Source organism: Sphingobium sp. FW305-3-2-15-F-TSA7, assembly GCF_058787155.1.
In genome coordinates, this window is sequence record NZ_JBYSZM010000006.1 from 156,915 (window position 1) to 177,968 (window position 21,054).

Genomic DNA, 21,054 nt, shown 5'->3' on the forward strand with positions numbered 1-21,054 from the left:
CCTGCCTGACAGAAGGAAGAGAACTTAAGTCATGGCGAAACTGAGTTCGATCAACAAGAATGAGCGTCGCAAGAAGCTGGTGAAGAAGTATGCCGGCCGTTATGCGAAGCTGAAGGCACTGGCCGCGGACAACACGCTCGACGAGACCGAGCGCCTGATCGCGCGCCTGAAGATGGCTGAGATCCCCCGTAACGGCAATCCGACCCGGATTCGCAACCGTTGCGAGCTCACTGGCCGTCCGCGCGCCTATTATCGCAAGTTCCGTCTCTGCCGTATTCAGCTGCGCGATCTGGCCAATAAGGGCCTGATCCCCGGCGTTACGAAGTCGAGCTGGTAAGGGTAAGAAGATGGCATTGACCGATCCCCTGGGTGATTTGCTCACCCGCATCCGCAACGGCCAGCGGGCCCGCAAGGACAGCGTGGTTTCCCCCGCGTCCAAGCTGCGCGCGCGCGTCCTCGACGTGCTTCAGCGCGAGGGCTATATCCGCGGCTATAAGGAAGAAGAGCTTGCCGGCCATGACGGTCTGCGCATCGAGCTGAAATATTTCGAGGGCCAGCCCGCGATTCAGCATGTCGCGCGCGTCTCGAAGCCTGGCCGCCGCGTCTATTCGGGTTCGAAGGACCTGCCGCGCGTGCGCAACGGCCTCGGCATCACGATCGTTTCGACGCCGAAGGGCGTTCTGTCGGACGCGGAAGCGCGCGAGCAGAATGTCGGCGGCGAAGTGCTGGCGGAGGTGTTCTGATGAGCCGCATCGGTAAAGTACCGGTTCCCGTGCCCGCCGGCGTCAGCGCCAGCATCGAGGGCAGCATTCTTTCGGTCAAGGGACCGAAGGGCACGCTGACCATGCCGATGATGGACGACATCAGCTATGGCATCGAGGATGGCCGTATCGTCGTGAAGCCCGCGAACGAGAGCAAGCGTGCACGCGCCTTCTGGGGCATGCATCGCACGCTCGTTCAGAACCTGGTGACCGGCGTCACCGACGGTTTCTCGAAAGTGCTCGAGATCACCGGCGTCGGCTATCGTGCCAATGCGCAGGGCCGGAAGCTCAAGCTTCAGCTCGGCTACAGCCATGATGTCGATATCGAGGTGCCCGAGGGCATCGAGGTGAAGACGCCCGATCAGACCACGGTCGAGATCAGCGGCATCGACAAGCAGAAGGTGGGCCAGCTGGCCGCCGAGATCCGTCGCTGGCGCAAGCCGGAGCCCTATAAGGGCAAGGGCATCAAATATCGCGGCGAGTTTATCTTCCGCAAAGAAGGCAAGAAGAAGTAAGCCATGGCGAAACTCTCTCTCTTCGATCGCCGCCGTCGGCGCGTCCGGACCGCTCTCAAGGCGCGTGGCGGTTTGCGTCCCCGGCTCTCGGTCCATCGCTCGGGCCGTCACATCTACGCTCAGGTCATCGACGATGCCCAGGGCCGTACCGTGGCGTCCGCTTCGACTCTCGACAAGGATGTGCGCGGCAAGACCGGCGCAACGGCCGAAGCCGCTGCCGATGTCGGCAAGCGCGTGGCCGAGGCTGCCAAGAAGGCGGGCGTCACCCAGGTGGTGTTCGACCGTGGCGGCTTCCTGTTTCACGGACGCGTCAAGGCGCTGGCGGAAGCCGCGCGTGAAGGCGGATTGGAGTTCTGATTATGGCTGACGAAACTGAAATCCAGGGCGTCGAAGCCACTCCCGCAGCCGAGGGCGCTCCCGCAGAGGGCCGCGGCCCCCGTGGTCCGCGTGGCGGCCGTGGCGGCAATCGCGGCGGCAACGACCGCGGTGGTGGTCGTGGTGGCCGGCGCGACGATCGTCGCGGTGGCCAGAACCAGGACGAAGGCGGCGAAGAGCTGATCGAGAAGCTGGTTCACATCAACCGCGTCTCCAAGACCGTGAAGGGCGGCAAGCGCTTCGGCTTTGCCGCGCTGGTCGTGGTCGGCGACGGCAAGGGTCGTGCGGGCTTCGGCCACGGCAAGGCCCGCGAAGTGCCCGAGGCGATCTCCAAGGCGACCGCGGCGGCCAAGAAGGCCATGATCCGCGTGCCGCTGCGCGAAGGTCGCACGCTGCATCATGACGGCAATGGCCATTTCGGCGCCGGCAAGGTGACGCTGCGGTCGGCGCCTGCCGGTACCGGCATCATCGCGGGTGGCCCGATGCGCGCCATCTTCGAGAGCCTCGGCGTTGCCGATGTGGTGACCAAGTCGGTCGGCACGTCCAACCCGTACAACATGATCCGCGCGACCTTCGCGGCGCTCGGCGAGCAGACCTCGCCGAAGAGCGTGGCGCAGCGTCGCGGCAAGAAGATCGCCGACCTGCTCGGCCGCGGCGGTTCGCAGACCGCTCAGGCCGATGCCGAAGCGGTCGTGGAGTAAGCGACATGGCGAAGATCAAGATCAAGCAGATCGGTTCGCCGATCCGTCGTCCCGCCAGCCAGCGTGCGATCCTGACGGGCCTCGGCCTCGGCAAGATGCACCGTGAGGTTGAGCTGGAGGACACTCCCGAAGTGCGCGGCATGATCAAGAAGCTGCCGCACATGGTCCAGGTCCTGGATTGAACGAATATCCGCTGCTCTTCGGGGCAGCGGTAGCGCGACAAAAGCGAAAGCGAGTGCAAGACAATGAAACTCAATGACATCCGCGACAATGAAGGTGCCCGCAAGGGCCGCATGCGCGTTGGCCGGGGCATCGGCTCGGGCAAGGGCAAGACCGCTGGACGCGGCCAGAAGGGCGCCAAGGCGCGTTCGGGCGTTGCGATCAACGGCTTCGAGGGCGGTCAGATGCCGCTCCACATGCGTATCCCGAAGCGCGGCTTCAACAACATCTTCGCCAAGGACTTCTCGGAAGTGAACCTGGGCGCGATCCAGAAGCTGCTCGACACCGGCAAGCTCGGTACCGAGGGCACGATCGACCATGCTGCGCTGAAGGCCGTCGGCCTCGCGCGTGGCGGCAAGGACGGCGTGCGCATCCTGGGCAAGGGCGAATTCTCCGCGAAGCTCTCTTTCAAGGTTGCCGGCGTGTCGAAGGGCGCGAAGGAAGCCATCGAGAAGCTCGGCGGCTCGGTTGAGGTGATCGCGGTGGTTCCGGCCGCCGAGAAGGCCGCAGCCAAGAAGGGCAAGACCCTGGCCGCGAAGAAGGAAAAGGCGAAGGGCTGAATCAGCCCCTCGCGTGATCAGGCTTAGACAAAGCCGGATCGACCACTATATGGGGCGGCGGGGTGCGGCAACGCGTTCCGCCGCTCTTATTTTCTGGGTCTAAGGACGATCATGGCATCCGCAGCCGACAACCTGGCATCCAATCTCAACCTGTCGAAATTCGCGCAGGCCACCGAGCTCAAGAAGCGCCTGTGGTTCACGCTGGGCGCGCTCATCATCTTCCGATTGATGAGCCACGTCCCGCTGCCCGGCATCGACCCGCGCGCGCTGTCGACGCTTTATGCGACGACGCAGGGTGGCGTGCTCGATTTCTTCAACACCTTTTCGGGCGGATCGCTCGAGCGGATGAGCGTGATCGCGCTAGGCGTGATGCCGTACATCACCGCCTCGATCGTCATCCAGCTGGCGACCGCGCTGTCGCCGACGCTGACGGCGATCAAGAAAGAGGGTGAGAGCGGCCGCAAGCGGCTGAACCAATATACCCGCTACGGCACGGTCGGCCTGACCGCGATCCAGGGCTATTTCATCGCCGTGGGCCTCGAGAATTGGGGCGCGGCGCAGGGCATGGCCGCGGTCGTCGAACCGGGCATCGCCTTCCGCGTCGCCGCGGTGATCTCGCTGGTCGGCGGCACGATGTTCCTGATGTGGCTGGGTGAGCAGATCACCAGCCGCGGCGTCGGCAACGGCGTATCGCTCATCATCATGGCGGGCATCGTCTCGCAGTTGCCGCGCGCGCTGGTCAACCTGTTTGAAGGCGGCCGTACCGGTTCGATGCAGCCGCTGGTGATCCTCGGCATCATCGGCCTGGCGCTCGGCCTGATCGCGTTCATCTGCTTCATGGAGCGTGCGCAGCGACGCGTGCTGATCCAATATCCCAAGCGACAGACGCAACGCGGGCTGATGCAGGCGGAAAAGAGCCACCTGCCGCTCAAGATCAACACCGCGGGCGTGATCCCGCCGATCTTCGCCTCGTCGCTGCTGCTGATGCCGCTGACTTTGGTCCAGTTCGCCGGACAGCGCGCCGCGGGCGAGAGCGCCTGGGGCGACTTCATGATCTCGGTGACGACGTCGCTGCAGCATGGTTCGCCGCTCTACATGTCGCTCTATGCGGCGGGCATCATCTTCTTCTGCTTCTTCTACACCGCGGTCGTGTTCAACCCGGAAGAGACGGCGGACAATCTGAAGCGCTATGGCGGCTTCATCCCCGGCATCCGTCCCGGCAAGAACACCGCCGACTATCTGGATTTCGTGCTCACGCGCATCACCGTGATCGGCGCTGCCTATCTGACGGTGATCTGCCTGGTGCCCGAATATCTGATCGCGACCGCCGGCATCCCCTTCTATCTGGGCGGCACCAGCCTGTTGATCGTCGTCAATGTGACGATGGATACGGTCACGCAGATCCAGAGCCACTTGCTGGCGCACCAATATGGCGACCTGATCAAGAAGGCGAAGCTGAAGGGCGGTCGGCCGCGCTGACCGGTCCAGGCGATTTGCGGTTCGATGGGGTCATCGAACGACTCGAAAATCGCGACAAAACGAATATCCAGGTCAGGCTGCGTGATTCCGGAATTGGGCAGCTTGATCTGGAACGATACGCGGAGAGACTGCGCACATGAATATCATCCTGTTGGGACCCCCGGGGGCGGGGAAGGGGACGCAGGCCAGCCGGCTCGTCGAGGAACGCGGAATGGTTCAGCTCTCGACGGGCGACATCCTCCGTGCGGCGGTGAAGGAGGGGACCGAGGTCGGCAAGATGGCCGACGAGATCATGAAGGCCGGCAAGTTCTTCCCGGACGAGCTGATGGCGCAGATCCTGGGCGAGCATATGGACAAGCTCGATCCGGAAACCGGCATCATCTTCGACGGCTATCCGCGCACCGCGCGCCAGGCCGAATTGCTCGACGAACTGGTGGCTGATCGCGGACGGACGCTCGATCACGTCATCGAACTCGAAGTCGATGAGGATGCGCTGGTCGAGCGTATCACCGGCCGCTTCACCTGCGCCAAGTGCGGCGAAGGCTATCATGACCGGTTCAAGCAGCCCAAGGTCGAGAATGTCTGCGACGTCTGCGGTAGCCATGAGTTCAAGCGCCGGCCCGACGACAATGCGGAGACCGTCCGGACGCGCATGGCCGAATACCGCGCCAAGACCGCACCGATCCTGCCGATCTACGATGCGCGCGGACTGGTGAGCCGGGTGGACGGCATGGCCGACATCGCCGAGGTGACCGAGGCGATCGAAAAGATCCTCGGCCCCGCCTGATCACATATGAAATCTCCCCTCCGCGCTGCGCGCGGGGGAAGATGACAGGACTGCCGGATCAGCCGATCAGCGCGGCGAAGAATTCCGGTTTCATCGCGATCAGCAACGCGATCATGCCGCCGATGGCCAGGCCCATCAGCGTGCCGGCGGCGACCCCGCGCATCACCAGCTTCTGTTCTCCGTTCGTCATGTAATTCTCCACTGGCCGCGTCATGATCCCGGCCAGACTCGATAGTGTCATGCGCGCGGACTTTCTTACAGTGTGAATCACATATCCGTGTGCGCCCGAGCGAATCCCGCTAATATCGAGTGATCGGGTTGGACATGGAGGGGGCATGCGCAAAATCTGTCTTTTCGTCGGGCTGGCGCTGTTCGCGGCTGCGCCAGCGGCGGCCGAGGTCAAGTCGGCGAGCGATACCGGCTTCGAACTGGTCTTCAGCGAAACGGTGAGCAAGCCGCCCGAAGAGGTGTGGGCCGCGCTCAAGGCGCCCGCCAGATGGTGGAACAAGGACCATACCTATAGCGGCGACGCGGCCAATCTGTGGATGGACGCGCAGGCCGGCGGCTGCTTCTGCGAGAAGCTGGCGGGCGAGGGCGGCAGCCGGGGCAGTATCGAACATGCGCGGGTCGTCTACGCCCAACCCGGCAAGGTGCTACGTCTCCAGGGCGCGTTCGGGCCGCTCCAGGCTCATCCTGTGATCGGCATCATGACTTTCACGCTCAAGCCCGCCGAAGGCGGCGGCACGGCCATCGCGGTCAGCTATGTGCTGGGCGGCCATGTCGCTGCGGACGGCGGCACCGCCGCCATCGCGCCGCTGGTCGACAAGGTGCTGGGCGAGCAGGTCGCGGGCCTCAAGGCGTTCGTCGACGCGGCCCCCGCGCAATAGATCTTCGGACCAATTGATTCGGACGGAAGGAGGTTTAACCTCCTTCCACGGACGACCGCCGACTCGAGCGGGCCGCCGTGGGTCGCCTGTGCTGCGTTTGGAACGAACGGCGGGGGCGAAGCAAATGGCGATAACCGATCATGTCGATCTGCCCACCTTCATGGAGGGGGTGAAGAAGCGTAATCCCGGACAGCCCGAATTCTGTCAGGCGGTGCAGGAGGTGTCGGAGGACATTTTCGACTTTATCGAGGACAAGGAGCAATATCACTCCCAGCAGATATTGCGCCGCATCGCCGAGCCGGACCGGATCATCTCGTTCCGCGTCTGCTGGGAGGACGATGCCGGCAATATCCGCGTCCAGCGCGGCTGGCGCGTGCAAAACAACAATGCGATCGGGCCGTACAAGGGCGGCATCCGCTTCCATCCGTCGGTCACCGAAAGCGTGCTCAAATTCCTCGCCTTCGAACAGACCTTCAAGAACGCGCTGACCGGCCTGCCCATGGGCGGCGGCAAGGGCGGCGCGAACTTCAATCCGAAGGGCAAGAGCGATCGTGAGGTCATGCGCTTCTGCCAGAGCTTCATGACCGAGCTTTACCGGCATGTCGGCGCGGACGTCGATGTGCCGGCCGGTGATATCGGCGTGGGCGGACGCGAGATCGGCTATATGTTCGGCCAGTATAAACGGATCACCAACCAGTTCACCGGCGTGCTGACGGGTAAGGGGCTGGAATATGGCGGTTCGCTGATCCGGACGGAGGCGACCGGCTATGGCGCCACCTATTTCCTGCAGAATATGCTCGCGACCAAGGGGCGCGACCTGAGCGGGATGACCGCGGTGATCTCGGGATCGGGCAACGTCGCGACGCACGCGGCGGAAAAGGTGACGCAGCTTGGCGGCAAGGTGCTGACCCTGTCGGACTCGGCGGGCTTCATCCATGATCCCGACGGCATCGATCTGGAGAAGATCGACTGGGTGAAACACCACAAGACGCACACGCGCGGCCGCATCTCCGATTATGTCGCGCAATATCCGCGCGCCAGCTTCACCGAGGGGCGGACGCCCTGGGGCGTGCCGTGCGATGTGGCGCTGCCCTGTGCGACGCAGAACGAATTGCTGGGGGAGGATGCGCGGACTCTGGTCGCCAATGGCTGTATCGCGGTTTCCGAGGGGGCCAATATGCCGACCGACCTGGCGGGCGTGCATATCTTCAAGGATGCGCGAATCCTCTTCGCGCCGGGCAAGGCGGCGAATGCCGGCGGTGTCGCTGTCTCGGGGCTGGAAATGAGCCAGAATTCGGAGCGCCGGTCGTGGAAGGAGGCCGAGCTCCAGCAATTGCTGCTCGATATCATGGCCGGTATCCATGCCAGCTGCCTGCGCTACGGCCGGGTGACCGACGACTATGTCGACTATGTGAAGGGCGCGAACATCGCGGGCTTCAAGAAAGTGGCCGATGCGATGCTCGCTTATGGGGTGGTGTAGCGGGCGGCGCGGTCGAGGGTTTTTGTTCGGTGTGGGAATTCCCTCCCCTCCCTGCGCGCAGCGTGGGGAGGAGAGAGGTCTCCCGTCATCCACCGCGCATGACAATTTCTTCATCTGCCCGTCACCGGGGCGAGCGGAGCGGGCTGCTACATCCTGGATCGACCCGAGCGATGGGTGCTCGGTTGAAGGAGAAAACAGGATGCGCAAGACTCTCGTCGCCTCGCTGGTCATGGCCGGCCTCGTCGCCGTGCCGACGATCGCCGCCGCCAAGTCGGACAAGCCAGCCGTGCACAAGGTCGTGAAACACGAGAAGAAGGCCAAGAAGGCAACCGCCGCGAAGACCAGCTGACCCTGATACTCCTCAGACGATCCTCCCGGCGGGCCCGGCGGAGCTTCCTCTTCTCCGCCGGGCCAACCGCGTCGGCGATCGGCGAAACGCTGGCTTGTCGAGTTGAGCCGGCCCGAAGGACATGACTGGAGACGCGTCCATGAGCCGCAAGATCCTGATCATGGAAGACGATGCGGCGACTGCCGACTATGTCGCCAGGGGGCTGGGCGAGGCGGGTTATGTCGTCGACAGCACGGGCAATGGCCGTGAAGGCTTCTTCCTCGCCAGCGAGGACAGCTACGATCTGCTCATCGTCGACCGGATGATGCCGGGCATGGATGGATTGTCGGTCGTTCGCGCCTTGCGCGCGGCCAATATCGGCACGCCGTCGATCATCCTGTCCGCGCTCGGATCGGTGGAGGACCGGATCGACGGGCTTCGCGACGGGTCGGACGATTATGTGACCAAACCCTTTTCGCTGGCGGAACTGATGGTGCGCGCCGAGGCCCTGCTGCGTCGCGCGGAACGCGCGGCCGCAAATGCCGGCGACGCCAGGCTGACCATCGGCGATCTCGAGATCGACCTGCTCGCGCGAACCGTGCGGCGCGGCAATCGGCCGATCGCACTCGTCCCGCGCGAATTCAGCCTGCTCGTCTTCCTTGCCCGGCATGCCGGCCATGTCGTGACGCGCACGATGATGCTCGAAAAGCTGTGGGGATATCATTTCGATCCCGGCACCAACGTCATCGACGTGCATATCGGCCGCCTGCGCCGCAAGATCGACGAAGGCTGCGATCGTCCGCTGCTCCACACCGTCCGCGGCGCCGGCTACAGGCTGTCGTCGGAGCCCTGATGCGATGCGGATATCGACCACTGCCCGCCTTGCCGCACTCGCCGCTTTGCTGGTCTTCGCGTCGAACCTGGCGGTGATCGGCTATGTCCGCATCCAGACCCATGACGATGCGGTGGCGCGGCTCGAGAGCGAGGTCACCGAACAGGCCGACGCATTGCAGGCGGTCTATCGGTCGGGTGGAGCACAGGCGCTCGCCCGCGCAGTCGGCGAACTGACGGTGTCGGGCGATGAGGATCTGATCGTCGCGCTGACCGATGCCGGCGGACGCGTGCGGCAAGGGAATGTCCGGGGCCCGATTCCGCTGAAAAAGGCAGCGTCCTTCCAGATTGCGCCGCCCGCGGGTGGCGAACCCCCATCGGGTTTCGTGGTCCGCCGCGTCGGGACCGGCTGGCTGTTGAACGGCCGCAGGGCCGATGAAAGCCTGTTGCTCCAGCGCGCGCTGGAGCGTGCCTTGCTGGTTTCGGGCGCGCTTTCGCTGCTGATGGGGGCGATTGGCGGCGTGATCATCGCTTATTTCGTCGGCCGCAGGCTGCGCGTGATCGCGGGCGTCGTCGACGCGGTCGCCGCCGGGGATCTCTCGCATCGCGCGGGCATCGTCTCGGGCGGGGACGCCTTCGACGCGCTTGCCGGCCGCGTCAACATGATGCTCGACCGGATCGAGGGGCTGATGCACGAGCTCCAGCTGCTCACCAACAGCCTGGCGCACGACCTCCGGTCGCCGCTGTCGCGGCTTCGCGTCAAGGTGGAGCGCGCGGTCGCGCTGGGCGACGGGCCGCAGCGCGATGCTGCGCTGAACGGCTTGTTGCAGGAAACCGACATCATCATGCGGATGCTCTCGACCTTGCTCGAGATCGGGCGACTCGAAACCATGCATGGTCGTTCGCAGTTCGACTGGATCGAGCCGGGCGCGCTGGTGAGCGATCTCTGCGACATGTACGAGCCGGTGATGGAGGATGCGCGAATCGCATTCACCTCGACTATCGAGGGACCGATCCTGCCGATGCGGGCGCATCGCGAACTGCTGTCGCAGGCGCTGGCCAATCTGGTCGACAATGCGATCCGGCATGGCTGCCATGGCGACGGCAATGATGCGATCGCGGTTCGCCTGCGCGCGCATGCGGGCGAACTCGCCCTGGTGGTCGAGGATCGCGGATCTGGTATCACGCGGGAAGAGGAAGCCGAGGCGCGCCGCCGCTTCGGCCGGCTGGACGTTGCCCGGTCTCGTCCTGGCGCAGGGCTCGGTTTGGCACTTGTGGAAGCGGTCAGCCGGATGCATGGCGGGCGACTGGAGCTGGCGGACAATGCCCCCGGTCTTGCCGCGCGCATGATCCTGCCGGCGGGCCTGGGGTCGCGTGGCTGAGAAAGCCCGCTGCCGCTTGACTCTCTCCCGCGGCAAGCCTAAATCCAACATATTCCGAAACACCGGTTCCCGGCGGCGCTTTCTTGCGCTCGCCGATTTCTTGCGTTTCGGGAGTCAGGCGTTGAGATGGGTGGCCGTGCCAAAGTCACCCGTGGAGCAGGAGAAAGAAGAATGGCTCGTATTGCGGGTGTCAACATCCCGACCAACAAGCGCGTGCTGATCGCGCTTCAGTATATTCACGGAATCGGCCCGGCCAAGGCCAAGGCGATCACGGAGAAGCTGGGCATTGCGTCCGAGCGCCGCGTTCAGGACCTGTCGGACCAGGAAGTGCTTCAGATCCGCGAGACGATCGACGCCGATCACACCGTGGAAGGCGACCTGCGTCGCGAGACCGCGATGAACATCAAGCGTCTTATGGACCTGGCCTGCTATCGCGGCCTGCGTCACCGCAAGGGGCTGCCCGTTCGTGGCCAGCGCACGCACACCAATGCGCGCACCCGCAAGGGCAAGGCCAAGCCGATCGCCGGCAAGAAGAAGTAAGCCCGCGGGCTAGATACAGGTCAGGATATATCCAATGGCACGTGAACCGCAGCGCATTCGCCGTCGCGAGCGCAAGAACATCACTTCCGGCGTCGCGCATGTGAACGCCAGCTTCAACAACACGATGATCACCATCACCGACGCGCAGGGCAATGCGATTTCCTGGTCGTCCGCCGGCATGATGGGTTTCAAGGGCAGCCGCAAGTCGACGCCCTATGCTGCCCAGGTTGCCGCCGAGGACGCGGGCAAGAAGGCCGCCGAGCACGGCGTCCGCACGCTCGAGGTCGAGGTGAAGGGTCCGGGTTCGGGTCGTGAATCCGCGCTTCGCGCGCTTCAGGCGGTCGGTTTCAACATCACGTCGATCCGCGATGTGACGCCGATCCCGCACAACGGCGTGCGCCCCTCCAAGCGTCGCCGCGTCTGATTCCTGGACGCCGCGCAACCGCGCGGCGTTCTTGCAGTTTATCCCGGCGGACCGTTCGTGTCCGCCCAAAGCCAAGGGGAAGCCCGTGTCTGTCAATGCAAAGAACTGGCAGGAAATGAAGAAGCCCAATGGCCTGGAAAAGAAAGCAGGCGGAGACAGCAAGCGCAAGGCGACCTTCGTCGCCGAGCCGCTGGAGCGCGGCTTCGGCCTGACGCTCGGCAACGCGTTGCGTCGCGTGCTGCTTTCGTCGCTCCAGGGTGCTGCGGTGACTTCGATCCGTATCGAGAACGTGCTCCACGAGTTCTCCAGCCTCGCCGGTGTTCGTGAGGACGTGACCGATATCGTCCTCAACGTGAAGCAGATCGCGCTCAGGATGGAAGGCGAGGGCCCCAAGCGGCTCCAGCTTTCGGCGACCGGGCCGGCGGAAGTGACCGCCGGCATGATCTCCGTCTCGGGCGACATCGAAGTGATGAACTCGGATCTGGTGATCTGCCACCTCGACGAGGGTGCGACGCTGAACATGGAACTGACCGCGGATGTCGGCAAAGGCTATGTGCCCGCCGCCGCCAACCGCCCGGCCGACGCGCCGATCGGCCTGATTCCGATCGACGCGCTCTATTCGCCGGTCCGCCAGGTCGCCTATAAGGTCGAGAACACCCGCGTCGGCCAGGAGCTCGATTACGACAAGCTCACCCTGACGCTCGACACCGATGGCACCGTGACGCCGGAAGATGCGCTGGCCTATGCCGCGCGCATCCTTCAGGACCAGCTCCAGCTGTTCGTCCACTTCGACGACCAGATGATCCAGTCGTCCGCGCCGATCGGCATGGCCGCTCCCGCTTCGTCGGAAGGCGAGAGCGACACCAACCAGATCAACCGCTACCTGCTCAAGAAGGTGGACGAGCTGGAACTGTCGGTGCGTTCGGCCAACTGCCTCAAGAACGACAACATCATCTATATCGGCGATCTGGTGCAGAAGACCGAAGCGGAGATGCTGCGTACGCCGAATTTCGGCCGCAAGTCGCTCAATGAGATCAAGGAAGTCCTCTCCAGCATGGGCCTGCGCCTCGGCATGGAGATCCCCGGCTGGCCGCCCGAGAATATCGAGGAAATGGCCAAGAAGCTGGAACAGGAAATCATGGGCTGACGCCCATCGGGTCGAAGCCTGGCTTCGACCCGGATTTCCGGCTTCGCATTCCGGCTGCCGCTGGAGTGACGAGACGATTTCAAGGGTTTTCGGCGGTGGCCCGTTTCGCACCGCCTGGTCCGGGGTACCAGCGGGTCTCCATCAAAGTACCGCTTTGATGGGTTCGCTATACGGCCCCCGAACGAACTGAAGGAAGATTACCATGCGTCATCGCGTCGGCGGCCGTAAGCTGCAACGTACCTCGTCCCATCGCGCGGCCCTGTTCCGCAACATGGCGGCGGCGCTCATCAAGCATGAGCAGATCCTGACCACCACCGCCAAGGCCAAAGAGCTTCGCCCCTATGTGGAGAAGCTGATCACCCTGGCGAAGAAGGGCGGCCTGTCGAACCGCCGCCTGGCGCATGCCCGGCTGCTCGACGATACCCAGCTGAAGAAGCTCTTCGAGGTGCTGGCGGATCGCTACAAGGATCGCAACGGCGGCTATACCCGCGTCATCAAGGCCGGTTTCCGCGCCTCGGATGCGGCGGCGATCGCCTATATCGAACTCGTCGATCGCGACGTCAGCGCCAAGGGGCAGGATTCCGGCCCGGTGCTGAGCGATGACGAATATGCCGACGCCGCGTAAGCAGCGTTGAGCGACGAGACAGAAGGGGCCTCGCGGAAACGCGGGGCCCTTTTTCGTTTCGGGGGTCGCGATAGTGGATTCCCGACCCCGAATTGCTCTAGTCTCCGGGATAAGAATTACCGGAGATGATCGTTGATGCGCGCTGCGCCGTTCCTGTTTCTGTCTTTGTTCACGCTCGGCGCGCCGGCGCATGCGGCCGATGCCGGCGGCTATGGCTATCCTGCAACCGCGACGGTGCCGGTGGTCGAGACGCAGTTCGGCGTGGCGGTGGCCGACCCCTATCGCTGGCTCGAGAATGACGTGCGTACCGACGCGAAGGTGCGGCAATGGGTCGAGAGCGAGAATGCGGCCACCAACAAATATCTCAATACCCTGCCGGGACGCGATATCCTGAAGACGCGGATGCGTGCGCTGACCGATTTCGAGCGGTTCGGTGTGCCGCGCAAGGCGGGCGCCCGCTATTTCTACATGCGCAATGACGGGCTCCAGAACCAGTCGGTGCTGTGGGTGCGCGAGGGACTGGCCGGCCCGGCGCGCATATTGATCGACCCCAATGGCTGGGCGAAGGACGGCGCGACCGCATTGGGCGAATGGAGCGCGTCCGACGACGGCGCCAGGCTGGTCTATGCGATCCAGGACGGCGGCACTGACTGGCGGACGCTCAAGCTGCTCGACGTGGAGAATGGACGCACGCTCGACGACGAGGTCAAATGGGTCAAGTTCTCGCCTCTGTCATGGGCGGCGGACGGTAGCGGCTTCTATTATTCGCGCTTTGCCGCGCCCGAGGCGGGCCAGGCCTATCAGTCGACCAACCTCAACCAGACCGTCCATTTCCACCGCATCGGGACCCCGCAGGCGGAGGATGTGCTGATCTATGCCACGCCGGACCGGCCGCGCCTGGGCCATCGCGCCCAGGTGACTGATGACGGGCGCTGGCTGCTGATCACCTCGTCGGAGGGAACCGACGCGCGGTTCGAACTGCATGTGCTCGACCTGACCAGGCCGAACGCCAGGCCGGTGACGCTGATCAAGGGGCTCGAGCATAATTGGGCGATGATCGGCAATGTCGGTCCCAGCTTCTATTTCGTGACCAATCACGATGCGGCGCGTCAGCGGATCGTGACGCTCGACGTGACCAGTCCCCGGCGCAAGCCCGTGCCGATCGTGCCGGAACGCCCGCAGACACTGGTCGGTGCGTCGATGGTCGGCGCGAAGATCGTCCTGTCATATCTCGGCGACGCGAAGTCGGACGCGGAGATGGTCCATCTGGACGGCAGCCCCGCCGGCGACGTCCGCCTGCCCGGCATCGGCACCGCGGCCGGCTTTGGCGGCAAGGTGGGCGATCCCGAGACCTTCTACAGTTTTTCAAGCTACGCCACGCCGCCGACCATCTACCGTTTCGATACCGCGACTGGTGCGGCGGAGATCTTCGCGCGGCCCAGAACCGCGTTCGACCCGGATCGCTTCGAGACGGTCCAGCATTTCTATTCGTCGAAGGACGGGACGCGGATTCCAATCTTCGTGATCCGTCGCAAGGGCGCGGCCCCCGCGGGCGGCGCACCGACATTGCTCTATGGCTATGGCGGCTTCAACGCGTCGCAGACGCCGGGTTTTTCCGCGACGCGGCTCGCCTGGATCGAGCAGGGCGGCGTGTTCGCGATCGCCAATCTCAGGGGCGGCGGCGAATATGGCAAGGCCTGGCACGATGCCGGGCGGCTGCAGAACAAGCAGAATGTCTTCGACGACTTCATCGCGGCGGGCGAATATCTGATCGCTCAGGGGATCGCCGCGCCGGGCAAGCTGGCGGCGGAGGGGCGTTCGAACGGCGGGTTGCTGGTCGGGGCCGTCGTCAATCAGCGGCCTGATCTCTTCGTCGCCGCGCTGCCCGCCGTGGGCGTGATGGACATGCTGCGTTTCGACCGCTTCACCGCCGGACGCTATTGGGTGGATGATTATGGCAATCCGGCGAAGGAAGAGGATTTCAGGACGCTTTATGCCTATTCGCCCTATCATAATATCCGCAGCGGCGTGGATTATCCCGCGATCCTGGTGACGACCGCCGATACCGACGATCGCGTCGTGCCCGGGCACAGCTTCAAATATGCTGCAAAGCTCCAGGCATCGGATATCGGCCCCAGGCCGCATCTGATCCGCATCGAGACGCGCGCGGGCCATGGTTCGGGCAAGCCCACCGACAAGCTGATCGAGGAAAGCGCGGACATGTATGCCTTCGCCGCTAAATGGACGGGGCTGGCGATCGGCCAGCCCGCCGCAGATTGAACGGCACCGCAAATTGGGGCTCGCCGAAGCTGTATTGTTCATGTAGCACAGCGGAATCGTGACCGAGTCCGCAACGCCCGCTCCGCCGTTTCCGGAGGACAGGATCAACCCAGCCCCCGGGGCGATGCCGCCCGAGGCATTGCCGCCGCAAAGCCCCTGGCCGCGCCGGCGCAGGATCGCCAAGCGGATCGCGCTGGGCTTGCTGATCATCTTCATGCTGCTGTTCGCCTGGCTGGCGGTGACGGCGCCGCTGTCGCGGTCGCTGCAGCCGATCGCGCCGCCGAGCATCACCTTGCTGTCCGCGGACGGCAAGCCGATCGCGCGCAAGGGAGCGATCATCGACAAGCCGGTGGTGATCGCCCAATTGCCCGAACGCGTGCCGCAGGCGTTCCTCGCGATCGAGGATCGGCGATTCTACAGCCATCTCGGCGTCGATCCGATCGCGATCGGGCGCGCGGCCTGGCGCAACCTGCTTGCCGGCGGGGTTCGCGAGGGCGGCAGCACGATCACCCAGCAACTTGCCAAGGTCGCGTTCCTCAACGCCGATCGCACGGCCGCGCGCAAGCTGCGTGAGGTGCTGATCGCCTTCTGGCTCGAAGCCTGGCTGAGCAAGGACGAGATCCTCGCGCGCTATCTGTCGAATGTCTATTTCGGCGACAATGTCTACGGCCTGCGTGCCGCGTCGCTCCACTATTTCAACCGTCCGCCGGAAAAGCTCAGCACTGCCCAGGCGGCGATGCTGGCCGGATTGCTGAAGGCGCCGAGCCGGCTGGCTCCCACCGTCAATCTGAAGGGCGCGCGTCAGCGCGCGGCGGTGGTCGCCGATGCGATGGTCGATGCCGGCTATCTCACCCGAGCCGAGCGCGACGCCATGCAGCCGGCCAGGCTCAACGTCCGCCCGGTCAAGACGATGGCAAGCGGCACCTATTTCGCCGATTGGGTGCTGCCCGAGGCGCGCGACCGCTCGGGGCAGGTCTATGAACAGCGGACCGTCGAGACGACGCTGGACAGCGGTCTCCAGCGGACGGCGGAGCAGGTGGTGCGTCGCGCCGCGCTGGGCGGTGCCGAGGTCGCGATCGTCGTGATGCGCCCCGATGGCCGCGTCGTCGCCATGGTCGGCGGCAAGCGCTATAGCGACGGCGCGTTCAACCGCGCGACCCAGGCACGGCGCCAGCCCGGCTCCACTTTCAAGCTCTTCGTCTATCTGGCGGCGCTGCGTGCGGGCATGACGCCGGACACGCTGGTCGCGGACGAACCGGTGACGATCGGCGAGTATACGCCGCGCAACGATGGCGGGCGTTATCGCGGGCAGATCACCTTGCGTCAGGCATTCGCGTGGTCGAGCAATGTCGCGGCAGTGCGGTTGGCCGAGCAGGTCGGGCAGGAGAATGTCGTGCGCGCCGCGCGCGACCTGGGCGTCACCAGCGCGCTCCATACCGAACCCAGCATGGCGCTCGGCACTTCGGGCATGACTTTGCTCGAACTGACGTCCGCCTATGCTGCGGTTGCGGGCAATCGTTACCCGGTAAAGGCCCATGGCCTACCCGATGCCGAGCGGACCTGGTTCGCGCAGCTCGTCGATCGCCAGCGCAGCCTGGGCGACGATACGCATAAGATGATGCTCGAACTGCTGTCGGCCGCCGCCAATCAAGGCACCGGGCGATCGGCGGCGCTCAGGACGCGGACCTATGGCAAGACCGGGACGACACAGGATAATCGCGATGCGATCTTTGTCGGCTTCGCCGGCGATCTGGTGACGGGCGTCTGGGTGGGCAAGGACGACAACAGCCCGCTTGCCGGTGTCGCGGGCGGCGGATTGCCGGCGCGTATCTGGCGCGATTTCATGGGCCGGGCGCTCAATGACGCGCCGCCGCCGGCGGCGGTGGAAGAGGCGCCGGACAATGATCTCGACCTCGATCTCGGCAATATGGAGCTGAATGCGCAGATCGGCGGAGTCGAACTCGGTATCGACATCGCCAACGAGACGCTGCGCATCCGCGGACCGCGCGCGCCGGGAGAGCCGCCGGCACCCGGCGAGCGCCGGATCCAGCCGCCGACATTGCCGCCATCATCTGAGGATGACGCGCCACCGCAACCCCGCTGACGGCGGGATGTTTCTTTCGCTCTCCCTTTGGACTGAGCTTGTCGGCGCTCCGTTCTTCTTTACTGCATGATGCTCAGAGAAGGCCGGGCGGAGAGAGGCACGATGTTGAACGGAGTGGGCGGGGCATGGTGACGCCGGTTTTGACCGAATATGATGCCGAGGCCGCGCCGCGCCGGCGAAGGTGGGCGGGGCAGCTCTACGTCCAGGTGCTGATCGCGATTCTGCTGGGCGCGACGCTGGGGCATTTCTGGCCCGACACCGGCGAAGCGCTCAAGCCGCTCGGCGACGGCTTCATCAAGCTGGTCAAGATGATCATCGCGCCGGTGATCTTCCTGACTTTGGTCACCGGCATCGCCGGCATGAAGGAGATCGCCTCGGTCGGGCGGGTTGCCGGCAAGGCCTTCGCCTATTTCCTGTTCTTCTCGACGCTGGCGCTGATCGTCGGGCTGATCGTTGCCAATGTCATTCAGCCCGGCGCGGGCATGAATATCAACCCGGCGACGCTCGATACCAGCGCCGTCGCCGATTTCAGCGCCAAGGCGCATGAGACCAGCATCACCGGTTTCATGCTTGCCATCATTCCCGATACCATGGTCTCGGCGCTCACCGGTGGCTCAATCCTCCAGGTGCTGTTCGTCGCGATCCTGTTCGGCATCTCGCTGTCGCTGGTCGGCGAGCCCGCCCAGCCGGTGCTGGAATTCCTCGAGCGTGTCTCGCTCGTCGTTTTCCGCCTGGTCGGCATATTGATGCGCGCGGCGCCGATCGGTGCGTTCGGCGCGATCGCTTTCACCATCGGCGCCTATGGCATCGGATCCTTGGTCAATCTGGGCGCGCTGGTCGCGACTTTCTACCTGACCTCGCTGATCTTCGTGCTCGGCGTATTGGGCATTGTGGCGCGGCTGAACGGATTTTCGATCTTCAAGCTGATCCGCTATCTCAAGGCCGAGCTGCTGCTGGTGCTCGGCACGTCATCGTCGGAAGCGGCTTTGCCCAATCTGATCGACAAGATGGAGCGCGCGGGCTGCGCACGGCCGGTGGTCGGGCTGGTGGTGCCGACCGGCTATTCGTTCAATCTCGACGGCACCAACATCTATATGACGCTGGCCGCATTGTTCATCGCGCAGGCCTGCAATGTCGATCTGTCGCTGGGCGACCAGATCGCATTGCTGCTCGTCGCGATGATCAGCTCGAAGGGGGCGGCGGGCGTGACGGGCGCGGGCTTCATCACGCTGGCTGCCACGCTCTCGATCGTGCCGTCGGTGCCGGTCGCGGGCATGACGCTGATCCTGGGCATCGACCGCTTCATGAGCGAATGCCGTAGCCTGACCAATTTCATCGGCAATGCGGTCGCCACCATCGTCGTCGCGCGCTGGGACAAGGCGCTGGACCGCGAGGCTCTGAACCGTGCGCTCAACGGCGAATCCGCCTGACGCAGGTTGCTCCGGCATATTGAACGCTTTGCGCCGCAGATGCGTTGTGGCGGGCGAGCGGGTCGATGAAGGAGAACGACCATGCCGCGCGGCGACAAGAGCAGCTATACCGACAAGCAGAAGCGCAAGGCCGAGCATATCGAGCAAGGCTATGAAAAGCGTGGCGTTTCCAGCAAAGAGGCCGAGAGCCGCGCCTGGGCGACGGTGAACAAGGAATCCGGCGGCGGCAACAAATCGGGTTCGGGCCGCGGCAAGCCGGAAAGCCACGTATCGTCGCGCAAGGGCGGCCGAAAGGGCGGCGCCGCCTCGGCGGGTCGATCCGCCGCAGCTCGCTCGGCCGCGGCGAAGAAGGGTTGGGAGACCCGGCGCAAACGCGCCAGCGGGTGAAGCTATCCGCGTTCTTCCGGCTGCATCGCCAGGCCGCGTTCGGAGAGGCTGCGAAAGGTGATCGACCAGCGCCGTTCGTCGAGCGACGCGATGCTATGCTCCCAATCGTAGCGCGCTTCGCCGGCAAGGACATAGGCGGAGCGGGGCGATGCCGGCAGCGCGAAGCGCTCGAAGCCCTGGGATGTGCGGCGGCGGAAACGGATGGTTGCGGCACTCAGCAATGAGATGCCGATAACGGTATCGAATACCGGTCGATCGCGATGCCAGCCTATGCCCGCGCCCGGATCATAACGTGTGACGAGCGTCTGGGCGAGGTCTTCGCCCGCCAGTCCGGCCAACATGGCTGCGCGGTCGCGCAGCGGTAACAGGAAATCGGGTATCTCGGCCGCGCGGGCAAAGCGTGCCTCGGTGAAATCATAGCGCCAGCCGAACGAGATCACCTGCCGCTTGCCCAACCAGCCCTGAAATTCGAAAGGTTTCAGGGGCAGGGGATCGAGCGCTGCGACGAGCGCCCGCTCCTCGTCCTTGTCGAGCATGTCGGGCGCATAGCTCAGCCCAGGCAGCAGCGGCGGTCCAAACAGATCTTCGAGCACGGGCATATCGATCGGCATGTCGCCGATATGTGGATCCGTGGCTGGCAACGGAACCCCTGCGCACGCCCTCACGTTCGGCTGCAATGGCAGGGGCTCGGCACAATTGAGGATCGCGACCTTCAACGTCAACGGCGTCAACGGGCGGCTGGCGGCATTGCTTGCATGGCTCGACGGGACCGCGCCCGATATCGTCTGCCTGCAGGAACTGAAGGCGCCCGACGAAAATTTTCCGGCGGCTGCGCTCGAGAAGGCGGGTTATGGCGCGATCTGGCTGGGCCAGGCGCGCTGGAATGGCGTCGCCATTCTGGCGCGCGGCACGCAGCCCGTCGAGACACGCCGCGGCTTGTCCGGCGATCCCGATGACGGCCATAGTCGCTATATCGAAGCGGCGGTGAACGGGGTTTTGGTCGGCTGCCTCTATCTGCCCAACGGCAATCCGCGGCCAGGGCCGAAATTCGACTATAAGCTGGCGTGGATCGATCGGCTGATCGACCATGCCGCCGGGTTGATCGCATCCGGGCTGCCCGTCGTGCTCGCCGGCGATTACAACATCATCCCGACCGATGCCGATGTCTACAAACCGGAGCGGTGGCGCGACGATGCATTGTTCGCACCCGAAGCGCGCGCGGGATACCAGCGGCTGCTGGCCCAGGGTTGGGCCGATGCGATCCGGACGCTTCATCCGGACGAGACCATCTACACGTTCTGGGACTATTGGCGGAATGCCTGGACGCGCAATGCGGGGCTCAGGATCGACCATCTGCTGTTAAGCCCGGCGGCTGCCGGGCGACTGAAGCGCGCCGGAGTCGACACGGCTGTACGTGGTCGCGAAAAAGCGAGCGATCACGCACCTGCATGGATCGAACTCGGCAAGAGTCAGCGACGGCGCGTGTGGCGATAGCAATCCCGGATGCGGCGGTTGAAATAGCCGCCCTTGGAAAAGGCGCGGCGCATCTCCTCGACGATCTCCGCGGGCACGTCATGATAGCTGTAACGCCGGCCGCTGACGAACTGCACGTCCAGCCGATGGGCGGCTGGGTCGTAATCGAAGCTGTGGATCACGCTCGACGGCATGGCGGAAGAACGTCCGGGCGTCGTTGTGGCTCCCGAAAGAGGATGCCCGACATGGTCGACGCGATGTAACCGTCGTGAAGCCGATTTCCCCTATCGACACACAATCGATGTGGAGCGCCGGACGTTGTCGGACGTTGAGGTGAGG

At 64.5% G+C, this 21,054-nt stretch carries 26 protein-coding genes; 23 read left to right on the plus strand and 3 right to left on the minus strand.

The features are described 5' to 3' along the window. Positions 1–31: 31 nt before the first annotated feature. From rpsN to AC3WN8_RS06515, 9 genes are all read left to right on the plus strand, one after another. A complete protein-coding gene (gene rpsN / locus AC3WN8_RS06475; protein WP_492668576.1) occupies positions 32–337 on the plus strand; it encodes a 30S ribosomal protein S14 in 306 nt (101 codons plus the stop codon). A 10-nt stretch (positions 338–347) separates the two neighbouring features. Continuing rightward, positions 348–743, plus strand: a complete 396-nt coding sequence (rpsH, locus tag AC3WN8_RS06480) for a 30S ribosomal protein S8 (RefSeq protein ID WP_492668577.1) — start codon at positions 348–350, stop codon at positions 741–743. Then, positions 743–1,276 (plus strand): 50S ribosomal protein L6, encoded by a 534-nt coding sequence (gene rplF / locus AC3WN8_RS06485; RefSeq protein WP_492668578.1) that lies wholly within the window; start codon positions 743–745, stop codon positions 1,274–1,276. The genes rpsH and rplF overlap by 1 nt, the downstream gene beginning before the upstream one ends. Before the next feature lie 3 nt (positions 1,277–1,279). Next, on the plus strand, positions 1,280–1,633 hold the full coding sequence (rplR, locus tag AC3WN8_RS06490) for a 50S ribosomal protein L18 (RefSeq protein ID WP_222989379.1): 354 nt from the start codon (positions 1,280–1,282) through the stop codon (positions 1,631–1,633). Between the two features lie 2 nt (positions 1,634–1,635). After that, complete coding sequence (gene rpsE / locus AC3WN8_RS06495; protein ID WP_492668579.1) at positions 1,636–2,352, plus strand: 30S ribosomal protein S5; 717 nt, start codon at positions 1,636–1,638, stop codon at positions 2,350–2,352. 5 nt (positions 2,353–2,357) lie between these two features. After that, positions 2,358–2,534: a 50S ribosomal protein L30 gene (gene rpmD, locus AC3WN8_RS06500; protein ID WP_492668580.1), complete on the plus strand. Its 177-nt coding sequence runs from the start codon at positions 2,358–2,360 to the stop codon at positions 2,532–2,534. A 63-nt stretch (positions 2,535–2,597) separates the two neighbouring features. Then, on the plus strand, positions 2,598–3,131 hold the full coding sequence (rplO, locus tag AC3WN8_RS06505) for a 50S ribosomal protein L15 (protein WP_492668581.1): 534 nt from the start codon (positions 2,598–2,600) through the stop codon (positions 3,129–3,131). A gap of 111 nt (positions 3,132–3,242) precedes the next feature. Beyond that, entirely contained in the window at positions 3,243–4,610 is a 1,368-nt protein-coding gene (gene secY / locus AC3WN8_RS06510; protein ID WP_492668582.1) for a preprotein translocase subunit SecY, read from the plus strand. A gap of 136 nt (positions 4,611–4,746) precedes the next feature. Further along, positions 4,747–5,397, plus strand: a complete 651-nt coding sequence (locus AC3WN8_RS06515; protein ID WP_492668583.1) for an adenylate kinase — start codon at positions 4,747–4,749, stop codon at positions 5,395–5,397. Between the two features lie 58 nt (positions 5,398–5,455). Here AC3WN8_RS06515 and AC3WN8_RS06520 read toward each other — a convergent pair whose 3' ends face one another. Further along, complete coding sequence (locus AC3WN8_RS06520; RefSeq protein ID WP_492668584.1) at positions 5,456–5,587, minus strand: hypothetical protein; 132 nt, start codon at positions 5,585–5,587, stop codon at positions 5,456–5,458. A gap of 145 nt (positions 5,588–5,732) precedes the next feature. Here AC3WN8_RS06520 and AC3WN8_RS06525 point away from each other — a divergent pair, with 145 nt between their 5' ends. From AC3WN8_RS06525 to AC3WN8_RS06585, 13 genes are all read left to right on the plus strand, one after another. Continuing rightward, positions 5,733–6,284, plus strand: coding sequence for an SRPBCC family protein (locus AC3WN8_RS06525; protein ID WP_492668585.1), 552 nt, complete (start codon positions 5,733–5,735; stop codon positions 6,282–6,284). A gap of 124 nt (positions 6,285–6,408) precedes the next feature. Beyond that, positions 6,409–7,764 carry an NADP-specific glutamate dehydrogenase gene (gdhA, locus tag AC3WN8_RS06530; protein WP_492668586.1) on the plus strand — a complete coding sequence of 452 codons (1,356 nt, stop codon included), beginning with the start codon at positions 6,409–6,411 and terminating at the stop codon, positions 7,762–7,764. A gap of 199 nt (positions 7,765–7,963) precedes the next feature. Then, complete coding sequence (locus AC3WN8_RS06535; protein ID WP_492668587.1) at positions 7,964–8,113, plus strand: hypothetical protein; 150 nt, start codon at positions 7,964–7,966, stop codon at positions 8,111–8,113. Positions 8,114–8,252: 139 nt separating this feature from the next. After that, a complete protein-coding gene (locus AC3WN8_RS06540) occupies positions 8,253–8,945 on the plus strand; it encodes a winged helix-turn-helix domain-containing protein (protein WP_492668588.1) in 693 nt (230 codons plus the stop codon). 4 nt (positions 8,946–8,949) lie between these two features. Next, positions 8,950–10,305 (plus strand): sensor histidine kinase, encoded by a 1,356-nt coding sequence (locus tag AC3WN8_RS06545; protein ID WP_492668589.1) that lies wholly within the window; start codon positions 8,950–8,952, stop codon positions 10,303–10,305. A 171-nt stretch (positions 10,306–10,476) separates the two neighbouring features. Next, on the plus strand, positions 10,477–10,845 hold the full coding sequence (gene rpsM / locus AC3WN8_RS06550; RefSeq protein ID WP_489070885.1) for a 30S ribosomal protein S13: 369 nt from the start codon (positions 10,477–10,479) through the stop codon (positions 10,843–10,845). A 34-nt stretch (positions 10,846–10,879) separates the two neighbouring features. Continuing rightward, positions 10,880–11,269, plus strand: coding sequence for a 30S ribosomal protein S11 (gene rpsK, locus AC3WN8_RS06555; protein ID WP_489070883.1), 390 nt, complete (start codon positions 10,880–10,882; stop codon positions 11,267–11,269). Between the two features lie 85 nt (positions 11,270–11,354). Further along, entirely contained in the window at positions 11,355–12,416 is a 1,062-nt protein-coding gene (locus AC3WN8_RS06560; RefSeq protein ID WP_492668590.1) for a DNA-directed RNA polymerase subunit alpha, read from the plus strand. Positions 12,417–12,618: 202 nt separating this feature from the next. After that, positions 12,619–13,041: a 50S ribosomal protein L17 gene (gene rplQ / locus AC3WN8_RS06565; protein ID WP_492668591.1), complete on the plus strand. Its 423-nt coding sequence runs from the start codon at positions 12,619–12,621 to the stop codon at positions 13,039–13,041. Positions 13,042–13,176: 135 nt separating this feature from the next. Beyond that, positions 13,177–15,321, plus strand: a complete 2,145-nt coding sequence (locus tag AC3WN8_RS06570; RefSeq protein ID WP_492668592.1) for a prolyl oligopeptidase family serine peptidase — start codon at positions 13,177–13,179, stop codon at positions 15,319–15,321. Positions 15,322–15,379: 58 nt separating this feature from the next. Next, the gene (locus AC3WN8_RS06575) at positions 15,380–17,425 is read left to right on the plus strand and encodes a transglycosylase domain-containing protein (RefSeq protein ID WP_492668593.1); all 2,046 of its coding nucleotides are present in this window, start codon (positions 15,380–15,382) and stop codon (positions 17,423–17,425) included. Between the two features lie 125 nt (positions 17,426–17,550). Further along, a complete protein-coding gene (locus AC3WN8_RS06580) occupies positions 17,551–18,855 on the plus strand; it encodes a dicarboxylate/amino acid:cation symporter (RefSeq protein ID WP_492668594.1) in 1,305 nt (434 codons plus the stop codon). 81 nt (positions 18,856–18,936) lie between these two features. Then, complete coding sequence (locus tag AC3WN8_RS06585; RefSeq protein WP_492668595.1) at positions 18,937–19,242, plus strand: plasmid stabilization protein; 306 nt, start codon at positions 18,937–18,939, stop codon at positions 19,240–19,242. Between the two features lie 2 nt (positions 19,243–19,244). Here AC3WN8_RS06585 and AC3WN8_RS06590 read toward each other — a convergent pair whose 3' ends face one another. Next, the gene (locus tag AC3WN8_RS06590) at positions 19,245–19,883 is read right to left on the minus strand and encodes an alpha-ketoglutarate-dependent dioxygenase AlkB (protein WP_492668596.1); all 639 of its coding nucleotides are present in this window, start codon (positions 19,881–19,883) and stop codon (positions 19,245–19,247) included. 55 nt (positions 19,884–19,938) lie between these two features. Between AC3WN8_RS06590 and xth the strand changes: the two genes are divergently transcribed. After that, positions 19,939–20,736 carry an exodeoxyribonuclease III gene (gene xth / locus AC3WN8_RS06595; protein WP_492668597.1) on the plus strand — a complete coding sequence of 266 codons (798 nt, stop codon included), beginning with the start codon at positions 19,939–19,941 and terminating at the stop codon, positions 20,734–20,736. Here the strand turns inward: xth and AC3WN8_RS06600 are convergent. Continuing rightward, on the minus strand, positions 20,712–20,909 hold the full coding sequence (locus tag AC3WN8_RS06600; protein WP_492668598.1) for a KTSC domain-containing protein: 198 nt from the start codon (positions 20,907–20,909) through the stop codon (positions 20,712–20,714). The two genes, xth and AC3WN8_RS06600, sit on opposite strands and share 25 nt — an antisense overlap. Between the last annotated feature and the right edge of the window lie 145 nt (positions 20,910–21,054).

Excerpts from the sequence above, each read along its gene's own strand:
- rplQ (WP_492668591.1), top strand. The coding sequence starts at position 12,619 with ATGCGTCATCGCGTCGGCGGCCGTAAGCTGCAACGTACCTCGTCCCAT.
- AC3WN8_RS06520 (WP_492668584.1), bottom strand. The coding sequence starts at position 5,587 with ATGACGAACGGAGAACAGAAGCTGGTGATGCGCGGGGTCGCCGCCGGC.
- rplO (WP_492668581.1), top strand. The coding sequence starts at position 2,598 with ATGAAACTCAATGACATCCGCGACAATGAAGGTGCCCGCAAGGGCCGC.
- rplR (WP_222989379.1), top strand. The coding sequence starts at position 1,280 with ATGGCGAAACTCTCTCTCTTCGATCGCCGCCGTCGGCGCGTCCGGACC.
- rpmD (WP_492668580.1), top strand. The coding sequence starts at position 2,358 with ATGGCGAAGATCAAGATCAAGCAGATCGGTTCGCCGATCCGTCGTCCC.
- rpsN (WP_492668576.1), top strand. The coding sequence starts at position 32 with ATGGCGAAACTGAGTTCGATCAACAAGAATGAGCGTCGCAAGAAGCTG.
- rpsH (WP_492668577.1), top strand. The coding sequence starts at position 348 with ATGGCATTGACCGATCCCCTGGGTGATTTGCTCACCCGCATCCGCAAC.
- rpsE (WP_492668579.1), top strand. The coding sequence starts at position 1,636 with ATGGCTGACGAAACTGAAATCCAGGGCGTCGAAGCCACTCCCGCAGCC.
- AC3WN8_RS06570 (WP_492668592.1), top strand. The coding sequence starts at position 13,177 with ATGCGCGCTGCGCCGTTCCTGTTTCTGTCTTTGTTCACGCTCGGCGCG.
- AC3WN8_RS06585 (WP_492668595.1), top strand. The coding sequence starts at position 18,937 with ATGCCGCGCGGCGACAAGAGCAGCTATACCGACAAGCAGAAGCGCAAG.
- secY (WP_492668582.1), top strand. The coding sequence starts at position 3,243 with ATGGCATCCGCAGCCGACAACCTGGCATCCAATCTCAACCTGTCGAAA.
- AC3WN8_RS06600 (WP_492668598.1), bottom strand. The coding sequence starts at position 20,909 with ATGCCGTCGAGCGTGATCCACAGCTTCGATTACGACCCAGCCGCCCAT.
- rplF (WP_492668578.1), top strand. The coding sequence starts at position 743 with ATGAGCCGCATCGGTAAAGTACCGGTTCCCGTGCCCGCCGGCGTCAGC.
- AC3WN8_RS06580 (WP_492668594.1), top strand. The coding sequence starts at position 17,551 with ATGGTGACGCCGGTTTTGACCGAATATGATGCCGAGGCCGCGCCGCGC.
- AC3WN8_RS06525 (WP_492668585.1), top strand. The coding sequence starts at position 5,733 with ATGCGCAAAATCTGTCTTTTCGTCGGGCTGGCGCTGTTCGCGGCTGCG.
- rpsK (WP_489070883.1), top strand. The coding sequence starts at position 10,880 with ATGGCACGTGAACCGCAGCGCATTCGCCGTCGCGAGCGCAAGAACATC.
- AC3WN8_RS06540 (WP_492668588.1), top strand. The coding sequence starts at position 8,253 with ATGAGCCGCAAGATCCTGATCATGGAAGACGATGCGGCGACTGCCGAC.
- AC3WN8_RS06545 (WP_492668589.1), top strand. The coding sequence starts at position 8,950 with ATGCGGATATCGACCACTGCCCGCCTTGCCGCACTCGCCGCTTTGCTG.
- rpsM (WP_489070885.1), top strand. The coding sequence starts at position 10,477 with ATGGCTCGTATTGCGGGTGTCAACATCCCGACCAACAAGCGCGTGCTG.
- gdhA (WP_492668586.1), top strand. The coding sequence starts at position 6,409 with ATGGCGATAACCGATCATGTCGATCTGCCCACCTTCATGGAGGGGGTG.
- AC3WN8_RS06535 (WP_492668587.1), top strand. The coding sequence starts at position 7,964 with ATGCGCAAGACTCTCGTCGCCTCGCTGGTCATGGCCGGCCTCGTCGCC.
- AC3WN8_RS06515 (WP_492668583.1), top strand. The coding sequence starts at position 4,747 with ATGAATATCATCCTGTTGGGACCCCCGGGGGCGGGGAAGGGGACGCAG.